The 24,528-nt window shown below is 67.2% G+C and carries 19 protein-coding genes; 9 read left to right on the top strand and 10 right to left on the bottom strand.

What is annotated here, in order from left to right:
• Positions 1–19: 19 nt before the first annotated feature.
• Positions 20–859: an endonuclease domain-containing protein gene (locus FM104_RS05590; RefSeq protein ID WP_087130476.1), complete on the top strand. Its 840-nt coding sequence runs from the start codon at positions 20–22 to the stop codon at positions 857–859.
• Positions 860–992: 133 nt separating this feature from the next.
• Here the strand turns inward: FM104_RS05590 and FM104_RS05585 are convergent, their stop codons facing one another.
• From FM104_RS05585 to FM104_RS05575, 3 genes are read right to left on the bottom strand one after another with little or no spacing between them, the layout of a single operon-like run.
• Positions 993–2,444, bottom strand: a complete 1,452-nt coding sequence (locus FM104_RS05585) for a pyridoxal phosphate-dependent decarboxylase family protein (protein WP_087130475.1) — start codon at positions 2,442–2,444, stop codon at positions 993–995.
• A complete protein-coding gene (locus FM104_RS05580; protein WP_087130474.1) occupies positions 2,441–3,793 on the bottom strand; it encodes an MFS transporter in 1,353 nt (450 codons plus the stop codon). The genes FM104_RS05585 and FM104_RS05580 overlap by 4 nt, the downstream gene beginning before the upstream one ends.
• Before the next feature lie 22 nt (positions 3,794–3,815).
• Positions 3,816–4,382 carry an OsmC family protein gene (locus FM104_RS05575; RefSeq protein WP_087131100.1) on the bottom strand — a complete coding sequence of 189 codons (567 nt, stop codon included), beginning with the start codon at positions 4,380–4,382 and terminating at the stop codon, positions 3,816–3,818.
• 274 nt (positions 4,383–4,656) lie between these two features.
• Here FM104_RS05575 and FM104_RS05570 point away from each other — a divergent pair, with 274 nt between their 5' ends.
• Complete coding sequence (locus FM104_RS05570; protein WP_087130473.1) at positions 4,657–5,052, top strand: DUF4190 domain-containing protein; 396 nt, start codon at positions 4,657–4,659, stop codon at positions 5,050–5,052.
• A gap of 77 nt (positions 5,053–5,129) precedes the next feature.
• On the opposite strand, the gene guaB is transcribed toward FM104_RS05570, so the two are convergent.
• A complete protein-coding gene (guaB, locus tag FM104_RS05565) occupies positions 5,130–6,632 on the bottom strand; it encodes an IMP dehydrogenase (protein WP_087130472.1) in 1,503 nt (500 codons plus the stop codon).
• 254 nt (positions 6,633–6,886) lie between these two features.
• Here guaB and FM104_RS05560 point away from each other — a divergent pair, with 254 nt between their 5' ends.
• The 4 genes from FM104_RS05560 to FM104_RS05545 are packed head-to-tail and all read left to right on the top strand — an operon-like array spanning position 6,887 to position 10,906.
• A complete protein-coding gene (locus FM104_RS05560; protein ID WP_256971534.1) occupies positions 6,887–8,194 on the top strand; it encodes a branched-chain amino acid ABC transporter permease in 1,308 nt (435 codons plus the stop codon).
• A gap of 3 nt (positions 8,195–8,197) precedes the next feature.
• Positions 8,198–9,175, top strand: a complete 978-nt coding sequence (locus FM104_RS05555; RefSeq protein WP_087130470.1) for a branched-chain amino acid ABC transporter permease — start codon at positions 8,198–8,200, stop codon at positions 9,173–9,175.
• A complete protein-coding gene (locus FM104_RS05550) occupies positions 9,165–10,139 on the top strand; it encodes an ABC transporter ATP-binding protein (RefSeq protein ID WP_373407839.1) in 975 nt (324 codons plus the stop codon). The genes FM104_RS05555 and FM104_RS05550 overlap by 11 nt, the downstream gene beginning before the upstream one ends.
• Entirely contained in the window at positions 10,136–10,906 is a 771-nt protein-coding gene (locus tag FM104_RS05545; RefSeq protein WP_087130469.1) for an ABC transporter ATP-binding protein, read from the top strand. The genes FM104_RS05550 and FM104_RS05545 overlap by 4 nt, the downstream gene beginning before the upstream one ends.
• 96 nt (positions 10,907–11,002) lie before the next feature.
• Here FM104_RS05545 and FM104_RS05540 read toward each other — a convergent pair whose 3' ends face one another.
• Together FM104_RS05540 and rarD are read right to left on the bottom strand one after the other, a co-directional pair.
• Positions 11,003–12,268 carry an ABC transporter substrate-binding protein gene (locus tag FM104_RS05540; protein ID WP_087130468.1) on the bottom strand — a complete coding sequence of 422 codons (1,266 nt, stop codon included), beginning with the start codon at positions 12,266–12,268 and terminating at the stop codon, positions 11,003–11,005.
• A 119-nt stretch (positions 12,269–12,387) separates the two neighbouring features.
• Positions 12,388–13,335, bottom strand: a complete 948-nt coding sequence (rarD, locus tag FM104_RS05535; RefSeq protein WP_087130467.1) for an EamA family transporter RarD — start codon at positions 13,333–13,335, stop codon at positions 12,388–12,390.
• Positions 13,336–13,439: 104 nt separating this feature from the next.
• On the opposite strand from rarD, the gene FM104_RS05530 reads away from it, so the two are divergent.
• The 3 genes from FM104_RS05530 (at position 13,440) to FM104_RS05520 (ending at position 18,849) form a co-directional block, all read left to right on the top strand.
• Positions 13,440–15,344 (top strand): Hsp70 family protein, encoded by a 1,905-nt coding sequence (locus FM104_RS05530; protein WP_087130466.1) that lies wholly within the window; start codon positions 13,440–13,442, stop codon positions 15,342–15,344.
• A gap of 22 nt (positions 15,345–15,366) precedes the next feature.
• Positions 15,367–17,895 carry a LuxR C-terminal-related transcriptional regulator gene (locus tag FM104_RS05525; protein WP_087130465.1) on the top strand — a complete coding sequence of 843 codons (2,529 nt, stop codon included), beginning with the start codon at positions 15,367–15,369 and terminating at the stop codon, positions 17,893–17,895.
• A 132-nt stretch (positions 17,896–18,027) separates the two neighbouring features.
• On the top strand, positions 18,028–18,849 hold the full coding sequence (locus tag FM104_RS05520; protein ID WP_087130464.1) for an IniB N-terminal domain-containing protein: 822 nt from the start codon (positions 18,028–18,030) through the stop codon (positions 18,847–18,849).
• A gap of 457 nt (positions 18,850–19,306) precedes the next feature.
• On the opposite strand, the gene FM104_RS05510 is transcribed toward FM104_RS05520, so the two are convergent.
• From FM104_RS05510 to FM104_RS05495, 4 genes are all read right to left on the bottom strand, one after another.
• On the bottom strand, positions 19,307–20,938 hold the full coding sequence (locus tag FM104_RS05510; protein ID WP_087131095.1) for a dynamin family protein: 1,632 nt from the start codon (positions 20,936–20,938) through the stop codon (positions 19,307–19,309).
• Positions 20,938–22,815 carry a dynamin family protein gene (locus tag FM104_RS05505; RefSeq protein WP_087130462.1) on the bottom strand — a complete coding sequence of 626 codons (1,878 nt, stop codon included), beginning with the start codon at positions 22,813–22,815 and terminating at the stop codon, positions 20,938–20,940. The genes FM104_RS05510 and FM104_RS05505 overlap by 1 nt, the downstream gene beginning before the upstream one ends.
• A 39-nt stretch (positions 22,816–22,854) precedes the next feature.
• Positions 22,855–23,079: a hypothetical protein gene (locus tag FM104_RS05500; RefSeq protein ID WP_087130461.1), complete on the bottom strand. Its 225-nt coding sequence runs from the start codon at positions 23,077–23,079 to the stop codon at positions 22,855–22,857.
• A 92-nt stretch (positions 23,080–23,171) separates the two neighbouring features.
• On the bottom strand, positions 23,172–24,407 hold the full coding sequence (locus FM104_RS05495; RefSeq protein ID WP_087130460.1) for a hypothetical protein: 1,236 nt from the start codon (positions 24,405–24,407) through the stop codon (positions 23,172–23,174).
• Between the last annotated feature and the right edge of the window lie 121 nt (positions 24,408–24,528).

Here is a 24,528-nt window from a genome sequence, read left to right as displayed (position 1 = left end):
GCGGGCATCGTCGTATGGCATGAAAGTCCCCCTCACCACATGGATGCAGCGGCACAGCGGCGTCGCACACAGCCGCGTCCTTCGTGCCGCCGGCTACACGCAGCATGAAATGATCCAGGCGGTCGATGCGGGCGTCGTCGAGCGGGTCAGAAGATCCTGGCTGGTCACCCCGCAGTGCTCACCCGCGCACCGCTCGGCCGCCGACGTGAGTGGGCGGGTGACGTGTGTGTCGGCTGCCAAACAGCTCGGACTCTGGACGAACGACGACCCCCGCACACACCTCGCCGTGCCGTCGACATCCTCCCGGATCCGCGGGGCCGACCGGGTGCTGCACTGGGCACCCGGCCCGGCACCGGTCGCCCGCTTCACTGTGGAGGATCCGATTCTGAACGTGCTGTTCCATGTCGGGCGCTGCCTGGAGCCGCCGGATGCGACGGCGATCTGGGAATCCGCGCTGCGCACGGGCCTGGTGACCCTGGCGCAGCTGCACCGGACGGCTTGGCACAGCACCGCAGTGCGGAGCGTGCTCGAGATGGTCGGCACCCTGTCGGACTCTGGCATCGAGACCCGCTTCCTCGCCATCGCGCGCAGCTGCGGTATCGAGGTACGCCAGCAAGTTCGCATCGACGGGCACGAGGTGGACGCACTGATCGGCAACCGGCTGGTGGTGCAGCTGGATGGATTCAAGTTCCATGGAGATGCGAAGGATCGCCGCCGCGACCTGCGCCAGGACGCCCGCCTGACTCTGCTCGGATACACGGTGCTGCGCTTCGACTATCAGCAGGTCATGTTTGACGCTGTGTACGTGCAGGAGACCATCATCAATGCCGTCGCGCAGGGACTGCACCTCGCGAGGTGACCCGCCTGCACCTCGATCGCGGACGTCGAGGCCGTCACCGAGAACAGGACATTTGCCGAGAACAGGATGGATGCTGGGGAATCACCCTGTCGTGGACAACCATCCTGCCCTCGATGAGGTGCGAGGGTGCCGCTCAGCGCGGGTCGGACAGCCGGGCAAGCAGCTCAGACAGCAGCGCCTCGGCGACCGGTGCAGGCAGCTGCTCGATGAGCGCCATCAGGGTCGCCAGCGGCTGATCGGCCGAGACCTTGGCCGCTCCCGCCAGCTTCAGCAGGGTCCAAGCGGCCTTCGGCCCGGGCACACGACCGTTCTCGCCGTACCCCAGCGCGCGCATCGAGGCGGCGAGCGCGCGGGCATCGGCACGGGGCACTCCCCGCACAGAATCGGATGCTGCCGCCAGCGCGCCGGTGAACTGCTCGATCCCCTGCTCGAGCGCGGGGGTGAGCGTGAGGTGCGCGCTGTGCGGCAGACGCACCCCATCGGTCTGCACGAATCCTGGCTGATGCTGGATCTTCCAGCCGTACGCGACCAGAGCATCTGCCAGCCGGTGCGGGTCGACGCGGTCTGCTTCCGGCACTGACTCGTCGGCGATGACCGCGATCGCGGGCCCGACCGGGTCGCCCAGCACCGTCAGCCCGGTGATCTCGGCGATGGTCGCACGAACGGCCGTCGCGGTGCGATGAATCGAGGCGGTGAGCTCGGCGTAGCCGCTGTCGCCGAGATGCTGAGTGATGGCCCAGGCTGCTGCGAGGGGGGATGCAGACCTCGAGCCGAGCAGTGTCGGGTTCACCACCGGGTAGCCGGCCCAGCGCGTGGTCGCGAAGAACTGTGCACGCCGACGTCGTCGACCGCGGTGCAGCAGCACCGAGACGCCCTTGGGCGCGTACCCGAATTTATGCAGATCTGCCGAGATGCTGGTGACGCCGCGGACACGGAAGTCCCAGCGCGGCAGCCCCGGCCACCACGGCAGCACGAAACCACCGAAACAGGCATCGACGTGGCACGGGATGCCTCGCTCGAACGCCGCCGCAGCGACCTGCCGCACGGGATCGAGCACGCCGGTCGGATACGCGGGTGCCGAGACGACGATCATCGCGACGTCGGCATCCATCCGCGCGACCACGTCAGCCGGGTCGACGGTGCCATCCGGCGCGCACGGCACCGGGTCCCACTCGAGGTCGAACAGCAGCGCAGCCTTCTGGAACGCCGCATGGACGGTCGACGGGCCGACCAGGCGCGGCCGCAGGCCTGCCGCCTCCGGGTGCGCTTCGCGCCAGAGATCGCGCGCCACTTTCACCGCCAGCAGGCAGCTCTCGGTGCCGCCGCTGGTGATGGAGCCGATGATAGCGCGGCCGCCGTGCAGCATCCGCTTCGCGAAGCCGATGAGATCGCGTTCCATCGCGGCGATCGATGGGAAGACGGTCGGGTCGAGGCCGTTGAGCGGGCGGGCGAGCTGTGCCGCAGCGTCCGCCAGCTCGTCGAGTTCCGGGCGCCCGGAGTCGTAGACATACGACAGCACATGGCCGCCGTGGGTGGGTGCGTCGTCGGCGCGCAATCGGCGCAGCCGCTCGAGAACATCGGTCACGTCGACGTCCCGATGATGTCGTGCTCGCGCAGGCGATAGCGCGAGAGCGTGACCAGGCTCAGCAGCATGAGCGCGGCAGGGAGGATGCTGAACGACACCGCGATGCCGCTCACGGCGAGATTCGGCTGGATGACCTCGACCCCCGCTGTCGTCTCGATGTAACCGGTTGATGCCAGCACGATCGCGAGCACGGTCGATCCCAGTGCCATTCCGGTTGTCTCCCCCGCGGTCCACACTCCACTGAATACACCCGAGCGGTTGTCGCCGCCGACCTTCGTGTGATCGTGGGCGATGAGGTCGGGCAGCATTGCCATCGGCAGGGTCTGCATGCCGGCGTAGGCGGAACCGGCGAGCGCGACCGGCGCGACGATCCACCAGCCGGGTGCCCACACCATGACTGCCAGCGCGACCGTCGCCACGAGGAATGCGGCGGATGCCAGGCGGAACGCGCGCTCTTTGCCGATGCGGTCGGCGATGCGCTTCCACACCGGCGCCATGAGCACGGCGGGGGCGATCAGCGCGACGAACAGCTGCGTCACCGCTGTCTCGTCGTGCAGGATCCAGCGGGCGACGTACTGTGCGGCGGCGAGCATGAGCCCCGTGGCGAGCCCCTGCAGCATGAAAGTGCCCAGCAGCGCACGGAACGGCTGGTTCTTTCGCAGCACCGCGATGCCGTCGCGATAGTGCGTGGCGATCGACGCGCCGGGCCGCACGGGCAGCAGGGGGCGCTGCGGCGCCACTGTGGATGCGACGTACAGACCGACTCCGAGCACCACGGCGGCGGCGATCGCCATCACGAGGTAGCCGAGCCGTGGGTCATCGGGGAAGAGCGCGCGGATCTCTGGGCCGCCGGCGCCGAACAGCAGGATGGCGATCGTGAGCAGGACGACCCGCCACGTGAGCAGGCGCGTGCGCTCGCGGTAATCGCTGGTCAATTCGGCGGGCAGTGCGATGTACGGCACCTGGAACAGGCTGAAGCATGTCGCTGCGAGCATGAACGCGACGAGCACCCAGAGGGCGGAGGCGAGATCGCCGATTCCACCCGGCACCGCGAAGGTCAGCACGAACGCGATCGGCAGGCCGAGCGCACCGATGACCATCAGCCCGCGCCGCGTGCCCGTTCTGCCGAAGGCTCGGTCGCTGATCCCGCCGATGACGGGGTCGATCAGCACATCCCAGATCTTGGCGGCGGTGACGATGATGCCGGCGGCGAGCGCGGTCACTCCCAGCGAGTCGGTCAGGTAGTAGACGAGCACGAGACCGGGCAGTGTCGAGAATCCGCCCGTGCCCAGAGACCCGATGGCGTACCGGGTGACCTGACCGCGAGAGAGCTTCGACGCTGCATCCATGCGGCTCACTCTAGTGGCGTGCTCACAGATCTGGCGCGGGTACCAGAGAGCCGGTGACGGGCACCGTGTTGGCGAACAAGTCGAGCACCGGGCAGTGCTCCTCGACGACCGCGCGCAGACGATCGTATTCCGCTGCGGTGTTGGGCCCCGCGATGTCGACTCGCACGCGCACGTCGTGGAATCCTGCCCGGCCGGTCTCATCGATGCCGAAGAGCTTGCGCACGTCGAGGTCGCCCTCTGCACTCACTTCGATGTCGTCGATCGTGAGGCCGAGCGCCTGGGCATACAGACGGAATACGACCACCTGACAGGAGATGAGGGCACCGAGGGCGTATTCGACGGGGCTCGCGGCCGCGTCGTCTCCGGCGAGGGCTGCCGGCTCGTCGACGAGGAAGCGGTGTCGGCCCGACCGGATCTCGGTGCCCACCGATCCGACGCCGCGGCCGGTGACCTTGTACGTCAACTGGGCGTTGCCGGCGTCGCGAGCGATGCGCTCGTTCCACACGGTTCCCGCGTCATCAAGGCGCTGCGCGCGCTCGCTGGCGGTGACATCGGCGATGGTGATGAGCTGATCGTTGAGAAGTGTCATGCGGCGAACGTAGCCGCGCGGACGGATGCTGCGCACCCACCACCGTCACGCGAGGCAACAGCCCGTCACATGCCGACGCAAGGCCCCCTCCCCGCGCCGCTCAGGTGCCCCGAATGGCCGCATCCCACCCGCTGAAGCGACAATGTGCGCCACGTGAACCGGGGCAGGTGAAGCCGCAGAGGGCGAATCGCAACGGTCTGGTGAATTGTCGGCGGGTGCGCGAGGCTCGGCGCGCTGTCGCGCTATTGTCGGTCTCTGACGCAAAGGAGCAACCATGTCACACCCAGAATCCGGGCCGGGCGCCCCCTCGCCGCACTCTGCGGGTCAGCCGACCGGCGGCCCAGCACCCTATCCCGGCCCCGCGGCCTACCCCGCGTCGGCACCGCCCACGCCGGGCGCCACGCTCGGCATCGTCGGGCTCGTGCTCGCCTTCCTGGCGGCACCGATCGGGCTGATCCTCAGCATCGTGGCCTTCGTGAAGCTGCGCAAGAACGGCGGCAAGACCGGCATCGCCCTGGCTGGCATCATCGTTGGCGCCCTGATCACGATTGTGATCATCGCGCTCGTCGTGGGGGCGATCATCACGTTCTCCACGCTGTTGGGAGTCTGCGCCGACCTCGGGCCCGGGGTCTGGCAGCAGGGCGGGGTCACCTACACCTGCGGCGGCTGATCCACTGCAGCACGAATACAAGTCGGCCCGGCATTCCGTTTGTGCGGATGCCGGGCCGAACTGTCGATTCAGCGCGGTCAGCGCTTGTAGTTTGGCGCCTCGACGACGATCTGCACATCGTGCGGGTGCGATTCCTTGAGGCCGGCCGCCGTGATGCGCACGAACTTGCCTCGCGCCTTGAGCTCTTCGATGGTGCGCGCACCCACGTAGAACATCGACTGACGCAGGCCGCCGATGAGCTGGTAGGCGACCGCACCGACCGGGCCGCGATAAGGAACCTGCCCCTCGATCCCCTCGGGGATGAGCTTGTCGTCGTTGGGCACGTCGGCCTGGAAGTAGCGGTCCTTCGAGTACGAGGTCTGCTTGCCGCGGGTCTGCATCGCTCCGAGCGAGCCCATGCCGCGGTACTGCTTGAACTGCTTGCCCGACTGGAAGACGATCTCCCCCGGCGACTCGTCAGTGCCGGCGAGAAGCGAGCCGAGCATCACCGCATCCGCTCCGGCGACCAGCGCCTTGGCGATGTCACCGGAGTACTGCAGACCACCATCGGCGATCACTGGCACGCCCGCGGGCGCGGCCGCCAGTGTGGCCTCGTACACGGCGGTCACCTGCGGCACGCCGACACCGGCGACGACGCGGGTCGTGCAGATCGATCCGGGTCCGACGCCCACCTTGACGGCATCCACACCGGCATCCACCAGGGCCTGCGCGCCCTCACGTGTTGCGACGTTGCCGCCGATGACGTCGATGTGCTCGAAGGTCGGGTCGGCTTTGAGCCGCTTGACCAGTTCGATGACTCCCTGCGACTGTCCGTTGGCGGTGTCGACGACGAGGACGTCCACGCCCGCGTCGCGCAGCGCCTCGGCGCGCTCCCACGCGTCGCCGAAGAACCCGATCGCGGCGCCGACGCGCAGTCGGCCCTGGTCGTCCTTGGTGGCGAGCGGGTACTTCTCGCTCTTGTCGAAGTCTTTGATGGTGATGAGACCGGCGAGCTTGCCATCGTCATCGATGAGCGGCAGCTTCTCAACGCGGTGCTTCGCGAACAGCGCGATAACCTCTCCCGCCGGCACGCCTACGCGTGCGGTGACGAGGTTCTCGCGGGTCATCACATCTTTCACCAGCGTCGTCTTGCGCTCCAGGCCCGACACGAAGCGCATGTCGCGGTTGGTGATGATGCCGACCAGGTGGCCGTCGGCATCGACGACCGGAAGACCGGAGATGCGGTACTTCGCGCACATGCTGTCGACCTCTTCGACCGTTGCCTCGGGCGTCGTCGTGATCGGGTCGGTGATCATGCCCGACTCGCTGCGCTTGACGCGGTCGACGTCAGCGGCCTGGTCGGCGATGGAGAGATTGCGATGCAGGATGCCGATGCCGCCCTCGCGTGCCATCGCGATGGCCATGCGCGCCTCGGTGACGGTGTCCATGGCGCTGGAGAGCAGCGGAGTGGCGACAGAGATGCGCCGCGTGATGCGCGAGGAGGTGTCGGCATCACTGGGGATCACATCGGTGTGCCCCGGCAGCAGCAGCACGTCATCGTAGGTGAGTCCGACGAAACCGAACGGGTCGTGCTGCGGCATGGAACGTGCTCCTCTGGTCGTCGTGATGTATTGATTCTAAGCGTGCAGACCCTCTATGTATTCCGGGAACGCTGACAGCGAGACACACCCGGCATTTCAATCCGGCCACGGATGATGCCTTTCGGGCCCTCTCCGGGATACGCTCAATCCGACGTCCATGACCGAACGACTCCCCGAGGTCGTTCGAGGGCACTCAATGTGGAGGATGCGTGGGACTTAGATCAATGACGCTTCGGCGTCCTCGGAATGGGCTGATGGCGCTGTTCGCAGCGCTCGCAGCCATCTTCATGGTGCTCGGCATACCCGCCGGGGCCGCGATTGCCGACACGACAGATGACGGCCAAGAGATCACCGACTACTACTTCGGTGGCAACATCACCTTCGAGGGGAAGCCGATCGACGGCGTCGGCCTCTCGGTCGAGGGCCATGGCTTCGATGCCAAGACCGAGACGAGCGCCGACGGCAAATGGCGCCTCTACGTTCCGGAGAAGGAAAAGTACACGATCGCGATCGACGAGGACTCGCTGCCTGACGGCGTGATCGTCGATGCCTCCAAGCTGCCCGAAGGCGTCACACCCGTCGAGGGGACCAGCGGATCGTTCGAGGCAGAATTCGGGTTGACGGGCAAGAAGATCGTCAACCTGTTCCTCGGCCAGGGCGAGCGCGTGACCACGTCGTTCGTCGACCAACTGATCTCCCGAACGATCGGCGGCATCAACTTCGGCCTGCTGCTCGGCCTCGCCGCCATGGGCGCGGCCCTCATCTACGGCACGACCAGGCTGTCGAACTTCGCGCACGGCGAGATGGTGACATGGGGCGGCATCGTCGTCGTGCTCTTCACCTCGTTCTGGCAGCTGCCACTGTGGCTCGGCATCATCGCCGCCGTCATCGGCGGCGGAGTGCTGGGCTGGGCGATGGATGCCGGCATCTGGCGCCCCCTGCGCCGACGCGGGCTGGGCATCGTTCAGCTCTTGATCGTGAGCATCGGCCTCTCGCTCGCGCTGAGGTATGCACTGCAGTACATGGTCGGCGGTGACACGCACCAGCTCCCCGGGGCCAGCCCGACGCCGATGCAGTTCGGCCCGATCACCCTGTCGTACATCGACCTGATCGGCATGGCCATCAGCCTCGTCGCGATCCTCGGCATGGCCTTCTTCCTCACCCGCACGCGCATCGGCAAGGCCACCCGGGCCATCTCCGACAACCCGCAGCTCGCGGCGGCGTCGGGCATTGACGTCGACAAGGTCGTGCGCATCGTCTGGATCATCGCCGGTGTTCTCGCGGCGCTGTCCGGCATCCTGTGGGCCTACTTCCGCCCCGGTGTGAAGTGGGACATGGGCATGCAGATGCTGCTGCTCATCTTCACCGCGATCACTCTCGGCGGGCTCGGCTCGGCGATCGGCGCTCTGATCGGATCGATCATCGTCGGCGTAGCTGTCGAGGTGTCGACGCTGCTCGGAGTCCCCTCCGACCTCAAGTACGCGACCGCGCTCGTCGCGCTGATCCTCATCCTGCTGGTCAGGCCGCAAGGACTGCTCGGGCGAAAAGAAAGGCTGGGCTGACGCATGGACTTCGGATCGATCTTCGGCAACACCGCCGCCTATATCTTCAGCCCGGTCACCATCGCCTACGCCCTGGCGGCCACCGGTCTCGCCGTGCACTTCGGCTACGCGGGTCTGCTGAACTTCGGTATGGCGGCATTCATGGCCGTCGGCGCGTACGGCTACTCGATCACGGTGCTCACCTTCGGCGCCCCCTGGTGGATTGGCATGCTCGTCGGTCTCATCGGCGGCGCGGTACTGGCACTGCTGCTCGGCATCCCGACTCTTCGGCTCCGAGCCGACTATCTCGCCATCGCGACCATCGCGGCGGCTGAAGTCGTGCGGTTGCTGTTCCTCACCCGCCTCTTCGAAGACGTGACGGGCGCTGCCGGCGGTCGCACGGGCTATCACGCGAGCTTCCGCGACGCCAACCCGTTCCCGGAAGGGATGTACGGGTTCGGCCCGTGGACGTACAACGCGACCGAGCTGTGGAACCGCGTGTTCGGCCTGATCCTGCTGGTGATCGCCATCCTGCTCGTCTGGGCGCTGATGCGCAGCCCATGGGGCCGGGTACTCAAGGGCATTCGCGAAGACGAGGATGCTGTGCGCTCGCTCGGCAAGAACGTCTTCGCCTACAAGATGCAGTCGCTGGTCATCGGCGGCGTCATCGGCGCAGCCGGTGGAATCATCTTCGTGCTCCCCTCGGCGGTCGTGCCCGGCAGCTACTCGACATCGCTGACGTTCTTCCTGTGGACGGTGCTTCTCCTCGGAGGTGCGGCGACCGTTCTCGGGCCGACGCTCGGTGCCGTGCTGTTCTGGGTGCTCTTCGCCTTCCTCGGCAATCTGCTGCCGCAGATGGCCTCGGCGGGCTTCCTGCCGATGTCGGCGTCTCAGGCCGAGATCGTGCGGTGGATCCTCGCCGGCGTGGCACTGATGCTTATCGTGATCTACCGCCCGCAGGGCATCCTCGGAGACAAGAGGGAGATGACCTTTGTCAAATGACAGCGTGCCGACGACCGGCAACGTGAAACGTCAGAAGACGACCGGACTCGCGAAGGGCCCCGCCGCTCCTGGCGTCGCCAAAGTCGATCCGATTCTCATCGTCGATGGTGTGGAGCGGCACTTCGGCGGGCTCACCGCCGTGAACGTCGACCACCTCGAGATCCCCCGCGGGGCGATCACCGCCCTGATCGGTCCGAACGGAGCCGGCAAGACGACTCTGTTCAACCTGCTCTGCGGCTTCGACAAGCCCAACAGCGGCACCTGGGAGTACGACGGCAAGAGTCTTGCCGGTGTTCCGTCCTTCAAGGTCGCTCGGATGGGCCAGGTGCGCACGTTCCAGCTCACGAAGGCACTGTCGCTGCTGACGGTGCTCGAGAACATGAAGCTAGGCTCACCCGATCAGCCGGGCGAACGGTTCTGGACGAGCCTGATCCCTGCTTTCTGGCGCAAGCAAGAAGTCGCTATCGAAGAAAAGGCACGAGGCCTGCTCAAGCTGTTCAAGCTCGATGCGAAGGAGAAAGACTTCGCTGCCGCACTTTCCGGCGGTCAGCGCAAGCTGCTCGAGATGGCACGCGCGCTGATGAGCGATCCGAACCTCGTCATGCTCGACGAACCGATGGCTGGGGTGAACCCCGCACTGACGCAGTCCTTGCTGGAGCACATCCTCGGTCTGAAGGACCGAGGCATGACCGTGCTCTTCGTCGAACACGACATGCACATGGTGCGCCACATCGCCGACTGGGTCGTCGTGATGGCGGAAGGCCGAGTCGTCGCCGAGGGACCGCCGGAAGAAGTGATGGAAGATCCCGCTGTCGTCGACGCCTACCTCGGCGCTCACCAGGACGTCGACCTGGGCGCCGTCACCGGCCGCATCAAGGTGATGACTGACACCGACGCGATCAGCATCCGCAAGAAGATCGACGCTGAGGCCGAGGCCGAGCTCGAAGAGGAGAATCCGTCATGACCGATTCGTCAGCAGCACCGGCTCAGCCCGTCGACGATCGCGACGTCGTCGTCGAGTTGAAGGATGTGCACGCCGGGTACCTGCCCGGGGTGAACATTCTCAACGGCGCCAACCTCGTCGCACGCCAGGGTGAGCTGATCGGCATCATCGGGCCGAACGGCGCCGGCAAATCGACGCTCCTCAAGGCCATCTTCGGCATGGTGCAGGTGCGCGGCGGCGATATCACCGTCAACGGCGAGAGCATCCTCGGTCTGAAGGCCGACAAGCTGGTGCGCCGTGGCGTGGGCTTCGTGCCGCAGACGAACAACGTCTTCCCCTCGCTCACCATCGAGGAGAACCTGCAGATGGGCCTTTACCAGAACCCCAAAATCTACGCCTCGCGGCTGGAGTTCGTGACTGAGATCTTCGCCGAGCTGGGGGCACGGCTCAAGCAGCGCGCAGGGTCGCTCTCGGGCGGAGAGCGCCAGATGGTGGCGATGTCACGCGCGCTGATGATGGACCCCTCGGTGCTGCTCCTCGACGAGCCCTCTGCCGGGCTGTCGCCGGTGCGTCAGGATGACGCGTTCATCCGCGTCTCCGACATCAACAAGGCCGGCGTCACGACCATCATGGTCGAGCAGAATGCCCGCCGCTGCCTGCAGATCTGCGACCGCGGCTACGTGCTCGATCAGGGCAAGGACGCGTACGAGGGCGCCGGACGCGCGCTGCTGGAAGACCCGAAGGTGATCGGCCTGTACCTGGGCACGCTGGGCCAGGACGCCGCCTGACCGACGCGGGTCGAACCTCGGCTCGCGCCGCAGACAGAACGCGAAGAGGGCCTCGGATGCCGAAGCATCCGAGGCCCTCTTTCTGTTGCCCGGCTATCAGCCGATGCGGGAGTTGTTGTTGTCAGCGCCGTACTCGTAGACGCCGATGGCTGCGCCCTTCGGGTCGTTGTTCTCGTCGAACGTGACCGATCCGGACAGACCCTCGTAGTCGGCGGTTCCGCCGTCGTTGATGATCTTCGCGCAGTCAGCGAACGTGCTGCACTTCTCGCCGTCGCCTTCGCCACCGGAGACCTCGCGCATCTTGCTCGCGATGTCCTTGCCTTCGACCGACTGCGCCTTCAGGGCAGACAGGGCGATCAGCATCACGGCGTCATAGGCTTCAGCCGAGTAGGTGACGTCGTTGATGGGGTCGTTGCCTTCCGCCGTCCACGCTGCGTTCAGCTGGTCGAGGAAGTCCGTGGGCAGTTCGGCGCCCGCGCGGGTGCCCTTCGAGCCCTCGAGCTTGATCGCCAGGTCGTCCTTGGCGTAGTTCGACAGGTTGCCGTCGACCAGGTACAGCTTGCCGGTGTCGATGCCCGCGTTGCCGAGCAGCGGAGCGATCGTCTTGAACTGCTCGTACGAGACGATGGCGACAGCGTCGGGCTTGGCGGCCGCGACGGTCTGCACCTGAGCGTTGAACTGGCCATCGCCCTGGTTGTAGGACGCCTCTGCGACGACCTCGCCACCGGCGCTCTCGAACGTGTTCTTGATGGCCTCTGCCAGGCCCGTGCCGTACGGGTCGTTCTGGTAGATGATGCCCAGCGTCGTGTTGCCGTCTTCAGCGATCTGGTTGCCGAGCACTTCACCCTGCAGGTTGTCGCTCGGTGCCGTGCGGAAGTACATCGGGCTCAGGCCGGTGAAGTCTGCCGAGGTGTTGGACGGCGAGACGGTGACGATGCCCGCGCCGACGTTGCCGTCGAGGATGAGCTTCGACACACCGGACGACGCCGCGCCGACCATGGCGGTGATGCCAGAGCTCTGCAGCTTCGCGATCGAGGTCTCGTAGGCCTTGTTGTCGAGGTCGCCCTCGTCGGCCTGGCTGAGGTCGATCGTGATTCCGGCATCGGCTTCGTTGATCTGCGAGACGGCGAGCTGCACGCCGGCTTCCATCGGCGCACCGAGGAAGGCGAGCTGGCCGGTGACCGGCAGCAGTGAGCCGAGCTTGAGCGTCAGGTCCACGGCGGCTGGCTTGTCGCCACCGGGCTTGTCGCTGGGCGTGCTGTCGGGTGTGCTGCTGCAGCCTGAGATGACCAGTGCGGACGCGCTGATCATTGCGGCGGCTGCGAAGATCCTCGCGGGACGCGAGCCCTTCATTGCGTTCATGTTGCTCCCTTGCGTAACTGAACGTGGAATTACCACTTTCGGGTGCCTCTTACCCTATGTGGTCACCGGCTCGCAGAACCCCTTGTTCGATCTCGGTCCCTTAACGATCCGCGCGGTCCTCAGACCAGCGGAACGGCTGCCGCACGCGCGCCGCGGCGCTTCTTCAGCAGGAGGTCGGTGACGAACACGATGATCGCGATCCAGACGAGCAGGAACCCGGCCCAGCGCTCAGCGGGCATCGGCTCCCCCAGCAGTGCCCAGCCGACCAGGAACTGCATCACCGGGGTGATGAACTGCAGCATCCCGACCAAGCTCAGATCGATCCGTCTGGTGCCCGCCGCGAACAGCAGCAGCGGCACCGCGGTGGCGATGCCGGCGAAGGCGACCAGCGCGGTGTGCAGGGGCGAGACGGTGCCGAAGGTGATCCCGTCGGTCTGCGCGACGATGATCAGGGTGACGGCGGCGATCGGGATCAGCCAGAACGATTCCAGGGTGAGGCCGCTGATGGCATCCACCGCCGCACCGATCTGCTTCTTGACGAGTCCGTAGAGGCCGAAGGATGCTGTCAGGGTCAGCGCGATCCATGGGAAGCGGCCGTAGGCCACGATGATCACGACCACGGCGAGCGCCGCGATGCCGATGGCCGCCCACTGCAGCCTCGTGATGCGCTCGCGGAGCACGAAGACGCCGAGCACGACGGTGAAGATCGGGTTGATGAAATAGCCGAGGCTCGTCTCGATGACGTGCCCGCTGAGCGTGCCGATCACGAAGACCTGCCAGTTGACGTAGATGAGCACGCCGGCCAGTGCCGTCCACCCCAGGAGCCGCGGTTGGCGGATGATCGCCCGCAGCGCCGACCAGCCGCGCATGACGGTGAGCAGAATCAGGCAGAACACGAAGGACAACAGCACCCGCCAGGCGACCACCTCCCACGGTCCGGTGGGCGTGAGCGCGAGGAAGTAGAGCGGCAGCACGCCCCACAGCAGGTAGGCGCCGACTGTGTACGCGACGCCACTGCGCGCCGCGCGGGCCTGTGGCGCCGAGCCGCCGGGAGGAGAGGAAGTCACCCGCTCACACTATTGCGTCCAGGACCCCCTACCATACGCGACGAGAACGGCCTATAGTTGGCCGCATCCAAAGTCTGGATCCTGGGGATCATCGGCGGAAATCGATGGGCGAGTCAGAGTTCGTACTCGCGCTCGATGCAGGCACGACCAGTGTGGCATCGGTCATCGCCTGCTCGGCAGCGGGGAACAACGTGAACGTGGCGCGCTTCGCGCTCGAAGGCGAACGCGCCGCGATCACTGCGCTTGCTTTCATCACTGAGAATGGCGACGCATGCTTCGGTGAGGAAGCAGAACGGCTGGGCCGCGAGCACCCCGAGCATCTCGTGCGCGACTTCATGCCCACCATCGGCGACCATGTGCCGATCGTCGTGGGCGGCTTCGCCATCAGCGCAGAAGAGCTCTTTGCGCGCATGGTGCTGTGGATCGTGTCGGCGGCGGCGATAGAGAGGGGCAGCCGACCTGGAATCGTCGCCATCGCGCACCCGACCGGCTGGTGCGGGTACCGGGCGGATGCTGTGCGCGCACACCTGCACCGAATGGGCCTGCACGATGTGCTGCTGGTGCCCTCGGCGGTCGTCGTCGCGCAGCACCATGCCTCCAGTTCCTCTCGCAGCCACACGGTCGGCGTCTACGATCTGGGCGGGCGTTCGTTCGAGGCCAGCGTGCTGCGCGGAGCGGCTCCACTGGGCACTCCGGTACGCGCAGAGTTGGGTGGCAGTGATGTCGATGCAGCACTGATGAGGCATGTTCTCGCACTCAGTGCTCCCCCACTCGCGGCGCTCGAATCCGGCGCTGCGGCCGGGAGCCCCACGATCGACCGTGCCGAGCTCGTTGATGCGCGACGAGCGGTGGTCGCTGCGAAAGAGGCACTCTCCGTCAGCGCCGATACGTCGGTTCAGTTCAGTCTGGGTGGTCGCGCGTCCAGCGTCCGGCTGACACGCTCCGAACTCGACATGTTGGCGTCTGCGGTGGTCACCGCCTCCGTCGACACGATGGAGCGCGCTCTGGACGCCGCGCAGGTCGACGCGATCGACCTGGACGAGATCATTCTCGTCGGCGGTGCCGCGCGTATTCCCCTTGTCGTGCAGAGCCTCTCCGACCGTTTGGATCGGCCGATCACGGTGCCGACCGATCCGCAGTTCGCGGTTGCTCTCGGCGCAGCCGAGATCGCCTGGGCTCAGCTGCAGAAGCGGCATCCGACATCACTCGTGCCCGCGCTGGAGCCGACCGAGGCGCTCGCCCGGCAGCGGCACGCCAAGCTGGTGCCGATCCGTGCCGAGGCGAAGTCATCCGCGCGCTCCCGCATTCCGTACGGAGCGGCAGCAGTACTGGCAGCCGGAGCGGTGATCGTCGCCGCCGGACTCGTGTTCGCCTCCTCCACCCCGTTAGGAACCGGCGCTGGCGCCGACGAGGGCGCCTCATCCGAAGGCGATTCTTCGAATTCCGAGTCGATGAGGCTGCTTCGATCGGCTTCGGGCTATTCCGTCGCGACCGCCGCGCTGACACCGGCGGCGGTGAAGAGCACAGAAGCAGCCGCAGATCGTGTTTTTGAGGCCGATATGAAAGCCGAGATGCGTCCTCGCACGCCGCAGCCCCCCAGCCGCAGCACGGCGCCGAAGCCTCGCAGATCCGGCATCGGCGCCGGCCGGTCCATCGCACCCGCGGACAGCACCGGTGATCCGGCGCCGGCGCCGCGGCCCGCGAGCACCCCGGCCCCGGCATCCGGCTCGGCGACCACATCACCGCCAGCATCGACGCCCACGCCTAGCCCCTCGGGCACGACGGCTCCTCCCGACCCGGCGCCTTCCCCCACGCCGGACCCCACGACGGAGCCGACCCCGGACCCCACACCCGATCCGGCGCCCGCGCCCGCCCCAGACCCAGCGCCTGTCCCGGATCCCGCGCCCGAACCCTCACCAGCGCCGTCCGCCGGACCGACCGTGGCGCCGTCGGACCCCGAACCATCACCTTCTGCGACGGATCCACCCGCCGCCGAACCGACTCCCTGACCGAAGGCGGCCCCCGACGCCGATGTCCCCCACCGTTGCATTCGCTGCGCCCTCGACTCCACGCTCGCCGCTCGCGTGGGGCCGTCAGATGCGCCCGGCGTTGGACGCGGTCGGCCGCCGCACTCCTCGATTCGCACTGGTCGGCACCGCCGGGTCAGGCAAGTCGGCGGGTCTTCGGCACCTTTACGAGCTGCTCACCCAGCAGTCACGGACCGTCTGCTTCGCAGACGAGGTCTCCGGGGACCTCGACGATGTCGCCGCCGCCGACGTGCTCCTCGTCGATGACCTGCACCTGTTCGCGCAAGCGCAGCTGGCGGCCCTCATCCGGCGCACCGACGACCCGTCAGCGTCGCTGATCATCGCGCGTCGTCCGTGGCCCATCGGCGATGAGGTGCGCACGATCGCGCACCGTCTGGAACAGCAGGTCCCCACGATCGTTCTCGGGCACGTCTCGCGCTCTGATCTGCTCGATCACCTCCTCGACCGTGAGATGCGGATGCCGGACAGCTGCGTCGACCACATCGTCAACGCCAGTCTCGGCATCGCCTGGCTCGCCGCCGCCGCGGTGCAGAACCACGACTCGCGCGACTGCACCCACGACGGCACGCACGCCGAGTTGGACGAGACTCTCGCCGAACTCATCATCCACCGCCTCGACACTGTCGAAGAAGATCTGCGCCGCGTCGTCGAAGAAGTGTGCATTCTGCCACCCGGCCAGCCGCCGGCAACCGGTGATGCCCGCACCGATGAATGGGTGATGCAGGGCTACGCGCAGGGTCTGCTGCTGCGCAATGGCGAGACCGCGCCCCTGGTGCGCAAAGCTGTGCGCGAAGCCATGCCGACCCGCCGGATCATCGACCTGTACACGCGCTTTCCGGAGGCTCTGGGTGTGCAGGAGAGCGAGCGCCCGCTTCGCGATTCCCACATCGCCGACGCCCTCATCGCCAACGCAGACCAGCTGCTGGACAGCATGCCCGCGCGTGCCAGTGACCTCTACGATGTCGCGGTGGAGTGCGGGGCGGATGCAGAGACGATCACAATCCCGCGTGTGCGGGCCTCCTGGGCTGCCGGTCACCTCGATCGTGCCGCGGCCCTCGTCGATGAAGCGCTCACGACGGCATCCGGCGACGCCCGCACAACGCTCACCGCCGTGTCCGCCGCGATGTGGTCATCGCGCGCCATGATGGGACAAGCCCACCAGGTCTATCAGCTCGCACCCGCGCAGGATGACCGATCGCTCACCAACGCGACGATCGCCGCCCTCGGTGTCGGTGCAAGCGCGCCTCCCGCTCGCCCCGCCGCGGAGCAGACCCTGCCCTCCCCGCTCGGGGTCGCGATGACGCTGCTGCGCACCGGGCTCGAGGCCACGATCGCACCGGACTGCAGCGAGTCGGTGCTGGCGGTTCTGGTGCGGGCGGCGGATATGTACTCGACGGCGCACGACAGCGGCGCGCTCTGCGAGCTGCCCGCAGTGGTGGCGGCCGTCGTCGCGTTGAATCTGGGGCGCCTGGCCACGGCCGAATCGATCCTCGAAGACGCCGTCGCCAGAGACCATGGGGGTCCCTGGGCGCGCCGGAGACTGCTGCTGTGGAGCGCCTGGGTCGCCGTGCAGCGCGCGCACCCGGCCGACGCGAAAGAGCTGCTGGAGCGCGCTGCTTCCGCATCCGCAGCACCGCTGCCGACCCGTGATGCGCTGCTCATGCACGCCGTGCGAGTAGCCCTCGCACGACGCTACGACGACGCCTCCGGCCTCGAGGCCGCCTGGCACAGCGCGCGCAGCAGCGTGCTGCGCGCCGACATCGACCTGTACCTGCTGCATCCGCTCACCGAGCTCGTCAGCGCCGCTTCCCGCTCCGGCGACGCCACGCGCATCGAAGCACCTCTCGTGCGCGCGCTCGAGATCGTCGAGAGCCTGGGCACACCGCCGATCTGGGCGGCGCACGTGCGCTGGGCCGGCATCCAGCAGGGCATTCTGCTCAGCCGTCCAGACCGACTCGCACCGCACGCCAAAGCGCTCGTCTCGGCAGCCGCGCACAACCGGGTCGCGGCGGGGATGGCCAGGGCGGGGCGGGTGTGGACCGACGTGCTGGCTGGCGCGGCCGACCCAGACGCCATCATCAGCGCCGCAGAGGGACTGGCCGAGGTCGGATTGATGTGGGATGCCGCGCGGCTGGCCGGTCATGGCGCCGCCCGCGCCACCGATCGAAAGGTGGCGGCGCAGCTGCTGGCCTGCGCGCGGGAACTGCATCCCAACGACGGCACCCGCCGGGCTTCCACCCAGGCCGGCGGCGACAGCGATGACGCGACGCAGACCTCCGCCCAAGAGATGCTTAGCGAGCGCGAGGTCGAGGTCGCGCGCCTGGTGGTGCAGGGCAAGACTTACGCCGAGATCGGCGAGTCGATCTTCATCTCACCGCGCACCGCAGAGCACCACATCGCTCATATTCGCCGGCGCCTGGGGGCGACCACCCGATCGGAGATGCTCGCCCGGCTGCGGCTGATGCTGGGCGAAAACGGCGGATCGGGTGGGTACCCGGAGGGATCCCCATGAAACCCCTATCAGGCATCGGGAAAACCCCCGATGCCCAGGGTGGGGCACCCGCATACGATCCATCACAGGGCTTGATTCTGGTGACCGAGGGGATACGGGCCAGGACGCCGAGGAAGTTGAAGGGGGCTACAGATGATTTCACCGATCGAGACCATCGCTGACGCGCTCGTCGCGTTCATCATGAGTCTGCTCAGGGATCCGGATGCTGCCGAGGAGTTCGTCGCCGCACCGCAGGCCATGCTCGCCGGAAACGGCCTGCAGGGCGTGTGCATGGCCGACGTCGCGGCGGTAAGACCGGTCGTGGTCGATCATCCGCGCGTCGTGCATCACGAGCACCCACGGCCACCGCACGACAACCCGCCGCCTCCCCCCGGCGATAACGGCGCCGTGCATGAGATCGTGCGGATGATCCAGCAGTTCACGACCATCGACGCTCGCTCTACCGTCGTCGACCAGTCCGTGAATCAGAACATCTGGACCGAGGGCGGCGACGTCACGCAGATCTTCGACCAGGATGCCGTAGTCGCATCGGGCGATCACGCCATCGCAGCCGGCGACGACGTCTCGGTGGTCGACTCCGATGTGGACGTCTCGATGGGAGACGTGTCGATCGGCAACGACACCAACACCGACAGCTTCAACGTCACCGGCGAGGATGCCGCTGACGGGCTTGCGGAAGACGGTGTGCCCGCTGCCGTGGTCGACGACGCCCCCGCCGATGCAGATGCCGCCGCCGCTGCGGCCGCACAGGCCGTCGGCACCGCAGTCGACGTCGCTTCCGACGTCGCGCAGTCTGCGGCAACTCCGCCTCCGCCGCCCGCCGACGTTCCGGAACCCGCCGACCTGCTGGAGAGCGATATGACCGATACCGGCGTCACCGATTCCTACGACACGGACGCGGCCAGCACGGCGCTGAACGATCAGCCCGTGGACGCGCCGATCGAGGATGACTGACACGCCGCGCGCCACCTCCCCGGTGTCCCTCCCCTCCGAGCGAGACACCGGGGTGTTCGCGCATTACACCGCACGCGAGCTGCCCGCTCGACCCCCGCTGGCCAATCCCAACGTCGCACCTGTCCTTGTCAAGAACACTCCGCCGTTCGCGATCCGGATGAGCCAGTTCCTGTGGATCATCAGCTTCGCCGTCGGTGCCTTCACCGTCGTGTACTTCTTCGTCATCCGCGCTGAACTGCTTCCCCTCATCGCCGAGGTGGCTGAACGCGTCACGCCGGGCCGCAGCGATGCGAGCTACGCCTCGGCCGCCGAGATCATCTTCTGGATCGTCTTCGCCATCATGATCGGCTCGCTGCTCCTGCAGATCACACTGCTGGTGTCGTTCATGGGCAGGCGTCCTCGCATCCGCTGGTGGCAGCTGGTCACCCTCGGGCTGCAGTCGATGCTGGTGCTGCTCTCACCCGAGTGGGTGGCGCTCGGCACCCAGGGCCGCCCGCTTCAGCCACTTCTTGCGGCGCAGGCCGCGCTGGTGCTCCTGGCTCTGCTCAGCAGCATCCTTCCCGGTGGCGTCGCCTGGTCCAGCCGGCGCGTCGATATCCGGCGCGGGCAGGAGGGGTCGAGTCGCGCCGACATCTGACGCGATCTCGGAGAGGCTGCGCAGCACCGCGGCGCAGACGGCGAGCGCGGCGCGCTCTGCCACCGGGTCGGCGCTGAGAACGCGCCAGCGATCGATCTGTGTCAGCACGCTGTCGCAGACGGCGGCCGCGGGAGCGTCGTCGTCGATCCCCAGCCGCGCGCAGGCGGCGACCCCCTGGCCGCCGAGAATCCGCTCGGCGTCGGCGGCGGCCTCGGTGGCGAGCGGCAGTCCGCTGGAGCGCGCCTCGGCGAGCAGCGACAGCTCTGTGAGCATGTGCGCAGACGCCGTGAAGCGCTCGATGCCCGCGCGGATGCCGTCTGTGCCGGTGCGAGGCGCCCGGCGCAGCAGCATCTCGAGCTGCAGCACCACGCCCCGAGCCTTGAGCGTCTGCGCGCGGGGGTGGAACTGGGTGTGCACGAGATCCTGCAGCTCGATGAGGCCGCTCTGCTGCACCATCGCATCCGACAGGTCCGAAGAGCTCGCCACACCCCCGCGGATGATCGCCGTCGCGAGTCTGACGCCGAAGATCCCGAATCGCTCGAGCAGTTCTTCGCGCACAGCGATGCTGAGTCCGGTCGCCTCGCTGGAACGGGTGAACCGGTCGGCTGAGACGAGCAGGCGTTCGCGGTCGTCTCGTGCGAGGCCTGCCAGCTCGCGGAATGCGATGTACTCGCTCTCGCGCAGCGTGCGTGCACCTTCGGCCAGCAGCCCGGCAACCGGCACGACGCCGAGCGCGAGCGCGGCGAGATCACCGTCGCGCTCGTAGCGCTGTGCGACCCGACGAGCCGAGAGCAGCGAGTCGATGCGGCCGGAGCCGACCTCATCCGAGCGCGACAGCACCGCCACCGCGCATACGCTCTGGGCCGCGCCCGCGGCCGTGTCGCGGAACGCCTCGAGGAACTTCACGTCTGAGCCATGCAGATGGCGCATCAGATAGACCACGGCATCCGCCGAAGACGGAGCATCCTCAGGGGTGAGGAACCGCATCGTGCGAGCCGATGCGTCTGCCGAGAGCGACGCGATTCCCGGGGTGTCGATGAGAATGAGCGAGGCCAGTCCATCGAGTGGCCAGCCGACATCGATCCACTCGATCTCCTCCGCGGTGCGTCCGCCGAGATCGAAGAGCAGCCGACCGTGCTCGCGGCGGATCGGCATCCGCTCGACATGACCGTTACGCAGATGCATCGTGATCATCGGGGTCGCCGAGTAGCGGTACCAGGTGACCACGCGGGTGCACTCGCCGGTGTCGGTCGCGGCGATCCGTTCTCCGAGCAGTGCATTGAGCAGCGTGGACTTGCCGGCCTTCACCATTCCCGCGACGGCAAGCCGCAGCGGCTCGTGCAGGCGGGTCTCGAGCTGATCGATGAGCGCCAGCGACTCGCGATCGCCGGCGTACGCGGCCCGCGCGGTGCGCAGCAGGTCTTCGGTCTCGGAGAGAACGGATGCCGACATCATCGCCCCGCGGATTCGCTGGTGTTCGCCAGGGTCGGGATCGTGCTGGGCGCGGGGAGGGCCGGCATCGCCGGGATCATCCTGCGCACCCGCTCCAGCTCCAGCACTCTGCTCTGCAGCATCCCGATGTGCTGCTCCCGGCTCGAGGTGAATCCCGTGGCCGCCTGCTTGGCGCGCAGGAGCGCCTCGGAGAGCGAACTGTGCAGCTCCTCGGCCAGCGAGCCGAAGTGGTCTCGGGCGGTGCGCTGCACGAACCGCAGCCGATCACGCAGCTGTTTGCCGACTTGAAAGGTCACCTCGTCGATGTGACGTCGAACGATGCCTTTCGCCTCGGCTTGGCGGCGGGTGAGGCGATTGCCCATGTCTTCGCGGTATGCGCGGCGTCCGACGAGAACACCGGCCAGCAGCGACAGCGGGTTGATCAGCGCCATCCCGATCAGTCCGGTGGCCAGGCCCACCATCAGCACGCCGCCGTAGGAGCCGCGCACGCCGATGTAGATCTTCTCACCGGCGCCGAGCTGCCCGGCATCCAGCCCGGCGATCCCCTCTACCGGGTCGAGCACACCGCGGATGTCGGCGATGTTGCTGATCGGGATCTCGGCTTCATCCTTGCTGAACAGCTCAGCCACTTCTTCGGACAGCCAGCGCGAGCGCTCATCGGTCCACACGAAGGTCTCCGACACTGCGGCGGTGACCCGCTGGTCGAGCCATTCACGGATCTGATCCCAGATCGGTCCGGGGTCGCCCTCGTCGATGGCGCGCTCTGCCTCACGCTGCACTTTGCGCAGTCGGTCGCGCACATCGTGCTCCATGTCGGCTACGAGGTCGGCGATGCCGTCGGTGAGCGTGACCTGCCAGCGTGCGGAGCGGCCGCGGAATTCGTCTGCCCTCGTCTTCGCGTCTTCGAGTTCGGCGATCATGCGCGGAGTGTCTTCGGGGTTCAGCAGCGCATTCAGCTCTGCTCGCAGCGAGACCTCGAGCTGGTCGACGACGGAGACGAGCTCGTGCACGGCGCTGCGCTCGTGGATCGTCTCGGCACGGCCGAGCACTTCCCGACGCAGATGCGCGACGAGTGCGGGGAATCCGGACTCGTCGTTGAGTGTGCGGTCCTGCAGCTCGGCGGCCAGCAGTCGCAGATCACTCGACACGGAGAAGATGGGCACATCGGCGGAGGCACCGAGATGCCCGAGGTGGTCGCGATCGATCTCTTCGATCCGGCGCCACTGCGGATACAGATCGGTCTTCGCCAGCACGGCCGCGACGTTCGGCGAGATGCGCATTGCGTGGCGGAGGAACTGCACCTCGGGCTCGGTGTACTCCTGCGAGGCATCCGAGACCAGCAGCACCGCGTGCGCGGAAGAGAGCGCAGCAAGGGTTGCCAGCGAGTTCGAGGACTCCAGTCCGCCGACCCCCGGCGAGTCGACCAGCTTCAGTCCCCCACGAAGGATTTCGCGGGGCAGCAGCACCTCGGCCGACATGATGCCGCGCTCATTGCCCGGGTTGCCGCGTTCGGAGACGTACTCGGCCAGCGCATCCAGCGGAACCTCACGCCGCTGCGGATCGGGCGCTGCTGCCGTCGGCTGTTCGATGACCCACGCGATCGGCTGCTCGGCGAACCCCACGGTGGTGGGCACACTGGTGGCGACATCGTCATCGACCGGGCAGGCTGGTGCGTTCACGAGTGCGTTGATCAGCTTGCTCTTGCCCTGCTTGAACTCGCCGACGACGATGACTCGGACGGATGGATCGGCCAGGCGCTCCCGGGTCTGGGTGAGGCGCTTGGCCAGATCCGCTCGGCCCGCGGACGCGGCGAGATCGCCGACGTCATGAATGACCTCGACGATCTGCTTATCTGCGCTCGTACGACTCTCCGGCACGATTGCTCTCTTCTGTCTCTTGCGCGGGGTGGGCCCTGATCAGCCGAAGAAGTCCGGCGCCGGTGGAACATCGCCGGCATCGAAATCACCTGGGGCGTCATCGCCCCACAGCAGATCAGCATCCACATTCCAATCGGATGCGTCGACGTTCGCGATCTCCTGGCCGAAGGAGTCGGCCGAAAAGGGATCGAAGAGCCCGGCATCGCCCCAGGCGGCATCGGATGCGCCGTCGTGGAAGGGTGCGGCCCCGTGCTCTGCAGACATCGCTCACGCTCCGATTTCGGGTGTGTCAGGTGGTGTGCCCGGCCGTCCACCAGAGTGGACGACCGGGCAGGTCGTGCGACTTCTCAGTGGACTCAGAAGTCGAACTCGTTGGCGTCGCCGAACGGGCTGCCGACGTTGGAATTGTCGACATCGACGTCGACGTCGACGTCCGTGGTGGCCGAGTGATCCTGGAAGGAATCGTTGACCGACCAGGTGTCGGAGTTATCCGTCATCGAGTTGTCCTGGAACGAGTCGTTGACCGACCAGTTGTCGGAGAAGTCCTCGTTGAAGGAATCGGTGTTCCAGGTGTTTCCGATCGAGATGTCGCCCATCGACACGTGGGTGTCGATGTTGCGAATGTCGACGTCGCCGCCGCCTGCGACCGAGTGGTCGCCGGAGCTGATGACGCTGCTCTGACCGAAGTACTGGCCGACGTTGCCGCCGCTCGCGCCGCCGCCCATGGCACCTGCGTTCCCGCCCATGCCACCGTCAGCGCCGCCAGAGCCAGCGAGCGAGCCCGCGCCGCCGCCGGCGCCAGTGCCGCCACCGGCACCTCCGGTGCCATCCCCAGCGTCCCCTCCGTTGCCGGAGCCGAGTGTCCCGCTGCCGTTGCCGCCGTCCCCGCCGCTGCCGCTGCCGCCGGCGCCGCCGTTACCGGAGTCTCCGCCGCCGGCACCCGAGAACGCAGGACCGCCCCAGCCGCCATCCGAGTCGCCGCCGACTGCGATGGCTGCGCCGCCGCTGCCCGACGAGGTCGAGATGTTCTGCTGAACGGACTGGTCGTTGACCGTCGTGCGGGCGTCGATGTCGAGGTCGAAGCTGCCGCTGCCGCCCATGCCGTGCAGGCTCGACATGCTGCCGCCGCCACCGCCGCCGCCGCCGAGGCCGATGTTGAGCTCATTGATGCCCGAGTCGTACTGGCGGATGCCGGTGTTGATGGAGTGGTCGTACAGCGTCTGGTTGCCCGAGTCGTGCACGGAGTTGTCCTGGAACGAGTCGTTCACCTGGAACGAGTCATTGATCGAGTCGTCGTGGTTGAACGAGTCGTCGGTGTCGGTGTCGTTGTTGGACCAGTTGTCGGAGTTGTCCGAGTTGTCCGAGTTATCGGAGTTGTCCGAATTGTCGGAGTTGTCCGAGTTGTCCGAGTTGTCGGAGTTGTCCGACTCGTCGTTGAACGAGTCGTTGGCGAGGTTGTTGTCTGCCACGACCGTGTTGTCAGCAACGACGGTGTTGTCGTCGAGGTGTGCGCTGTTATCCGTATTGCCAACGTTCGCCAAGCCCAGATTCCACTGAGCGCCGAGAACGTTGACGTTGTCGTCCAAAGCCATGATCGATCCCCTTCATCGTGAGAGTGCCATTTGGCGCTTGTTACGAGTGTGAAGGGCGGGTGCCCGTGCGGCATCGGGGGTGATCCCGAGGGTTGTCGGGGCTCGTCGGGGGATCCAGGGG

The organism is Microbacterium esteraromaticum, assembly GCF_900163815.1.
GTDB classification, from domain to species: Bacteria; Actinomycetota; Actinomycetes; order Actinomycetales; family Microbacteriaceae; genus Microbacterium; species Microbacterium esteraromaticum_B.
The sequence above is the reverse complement of the archived record's forward strand: the minus strand, read 5'-3'. Positions and strand labels throughout refer to the sequence as shown.

Coding starts and splice junctions, on each gene's coding strand:
- FM104_RS05570 (WP_087130473.1), top strand. CDS start 4,657: ATGTCACACCCAGAATCCGGGCCGGGCGCCCCCTCGCCGCACTCTGCG.
- FM104_RS05540 (WP_087130468.1), bottom strand. CDS start 12,268: ATGAACGCAATGAAGGGCTCGCGTCCCGCGAGGATCTTCGCAGCCGCC.
- FM104_RS05520 (WP_087130464.1), top strand. CDS start 18,028: ATGATTTCACCGATCGAGACCATCGCTGACGCGCTCGTCGCGTTCATC.
- FM104_RS05545 (WP_087130469.1), top strand. CDS start 10,136: ATGACCGATTCGTCAGCAGCACCGGCTCAGCCCGTCGACGATCGCGAC.
- FM104_RS05575 (WP_087131100.1), bottom strand. CDS start 4,382: ATGACACTTCTCAACGATCAGCTCATCACCATCGCCGATGTCACCGCC.
- FM104_RS05495 (WP_087130460.1), bottom strand. CDS start 24,407: ATGGCTTTGGACGACAACGTCAACGTTCTCGGCGCTCAGTGGAATCTG.
- FM104_RS05500 (WP_087130461.1), bottom strand. CDS start 23,079: ATGTCTGCAGAGCACGGGGCCGCACCCTTCCACGACGGCGCATCCGAT.
- FM104_RS05560 (WP_256971534.1), top strand. CDS start 6,887: ATGGCGCTGTTCGCAGCGCTCGCAGCCATCTTCATGGTGCTCGGCATA.
- FM104_RS05590 (WP_087130476.1), top strand. CDS start 20: ATGAAAGTCCCCCTCACCACATGGATGCAGCGGCACAGCGGCGTCGCA.
- FM104_RS05555 (WP_087130470.1), top strand. CDS start 8,198: ATGGACTTCGGATCGATCTTCGGCAACACCGCCGCCTATATCTTCAGC.
- FM104_RS05530 (WP_087130466.1), top strand. CDS start 13,440: ATGGGCGAGTCAGAGTTCGTACTCGCGCTCGATGCAGGCACGACCAGT.
- FM104_RS05580 (WP_087130474.1), bottom strand. CDS start 3,793: ATGGATGCAGCGTCGAAGCTCTCTCGCGGTCAGGTCACCCGGTACGCC.
- guaB (WP_087130472.1), bottom strand. CDS start 6,632: ATGCCGCAGCACGACCCGTTCGGTTTCGTCGGACTCACCTACGATGAC.
- FM104_RS05510 (WP_087131095.1), bottom strand. CDS start 20,938: ATGTCGGCATCCGTTCTCTCCGAGACCGAAGACCTGCTGCGCACCGCG.
- FM104_RS05525 (WP_087130465.1), top strand. CDS start 15,367: ATGTCCCCCACCGTTGCATTCGCTGCGCCCTCGACTCCACGCTCGCCG.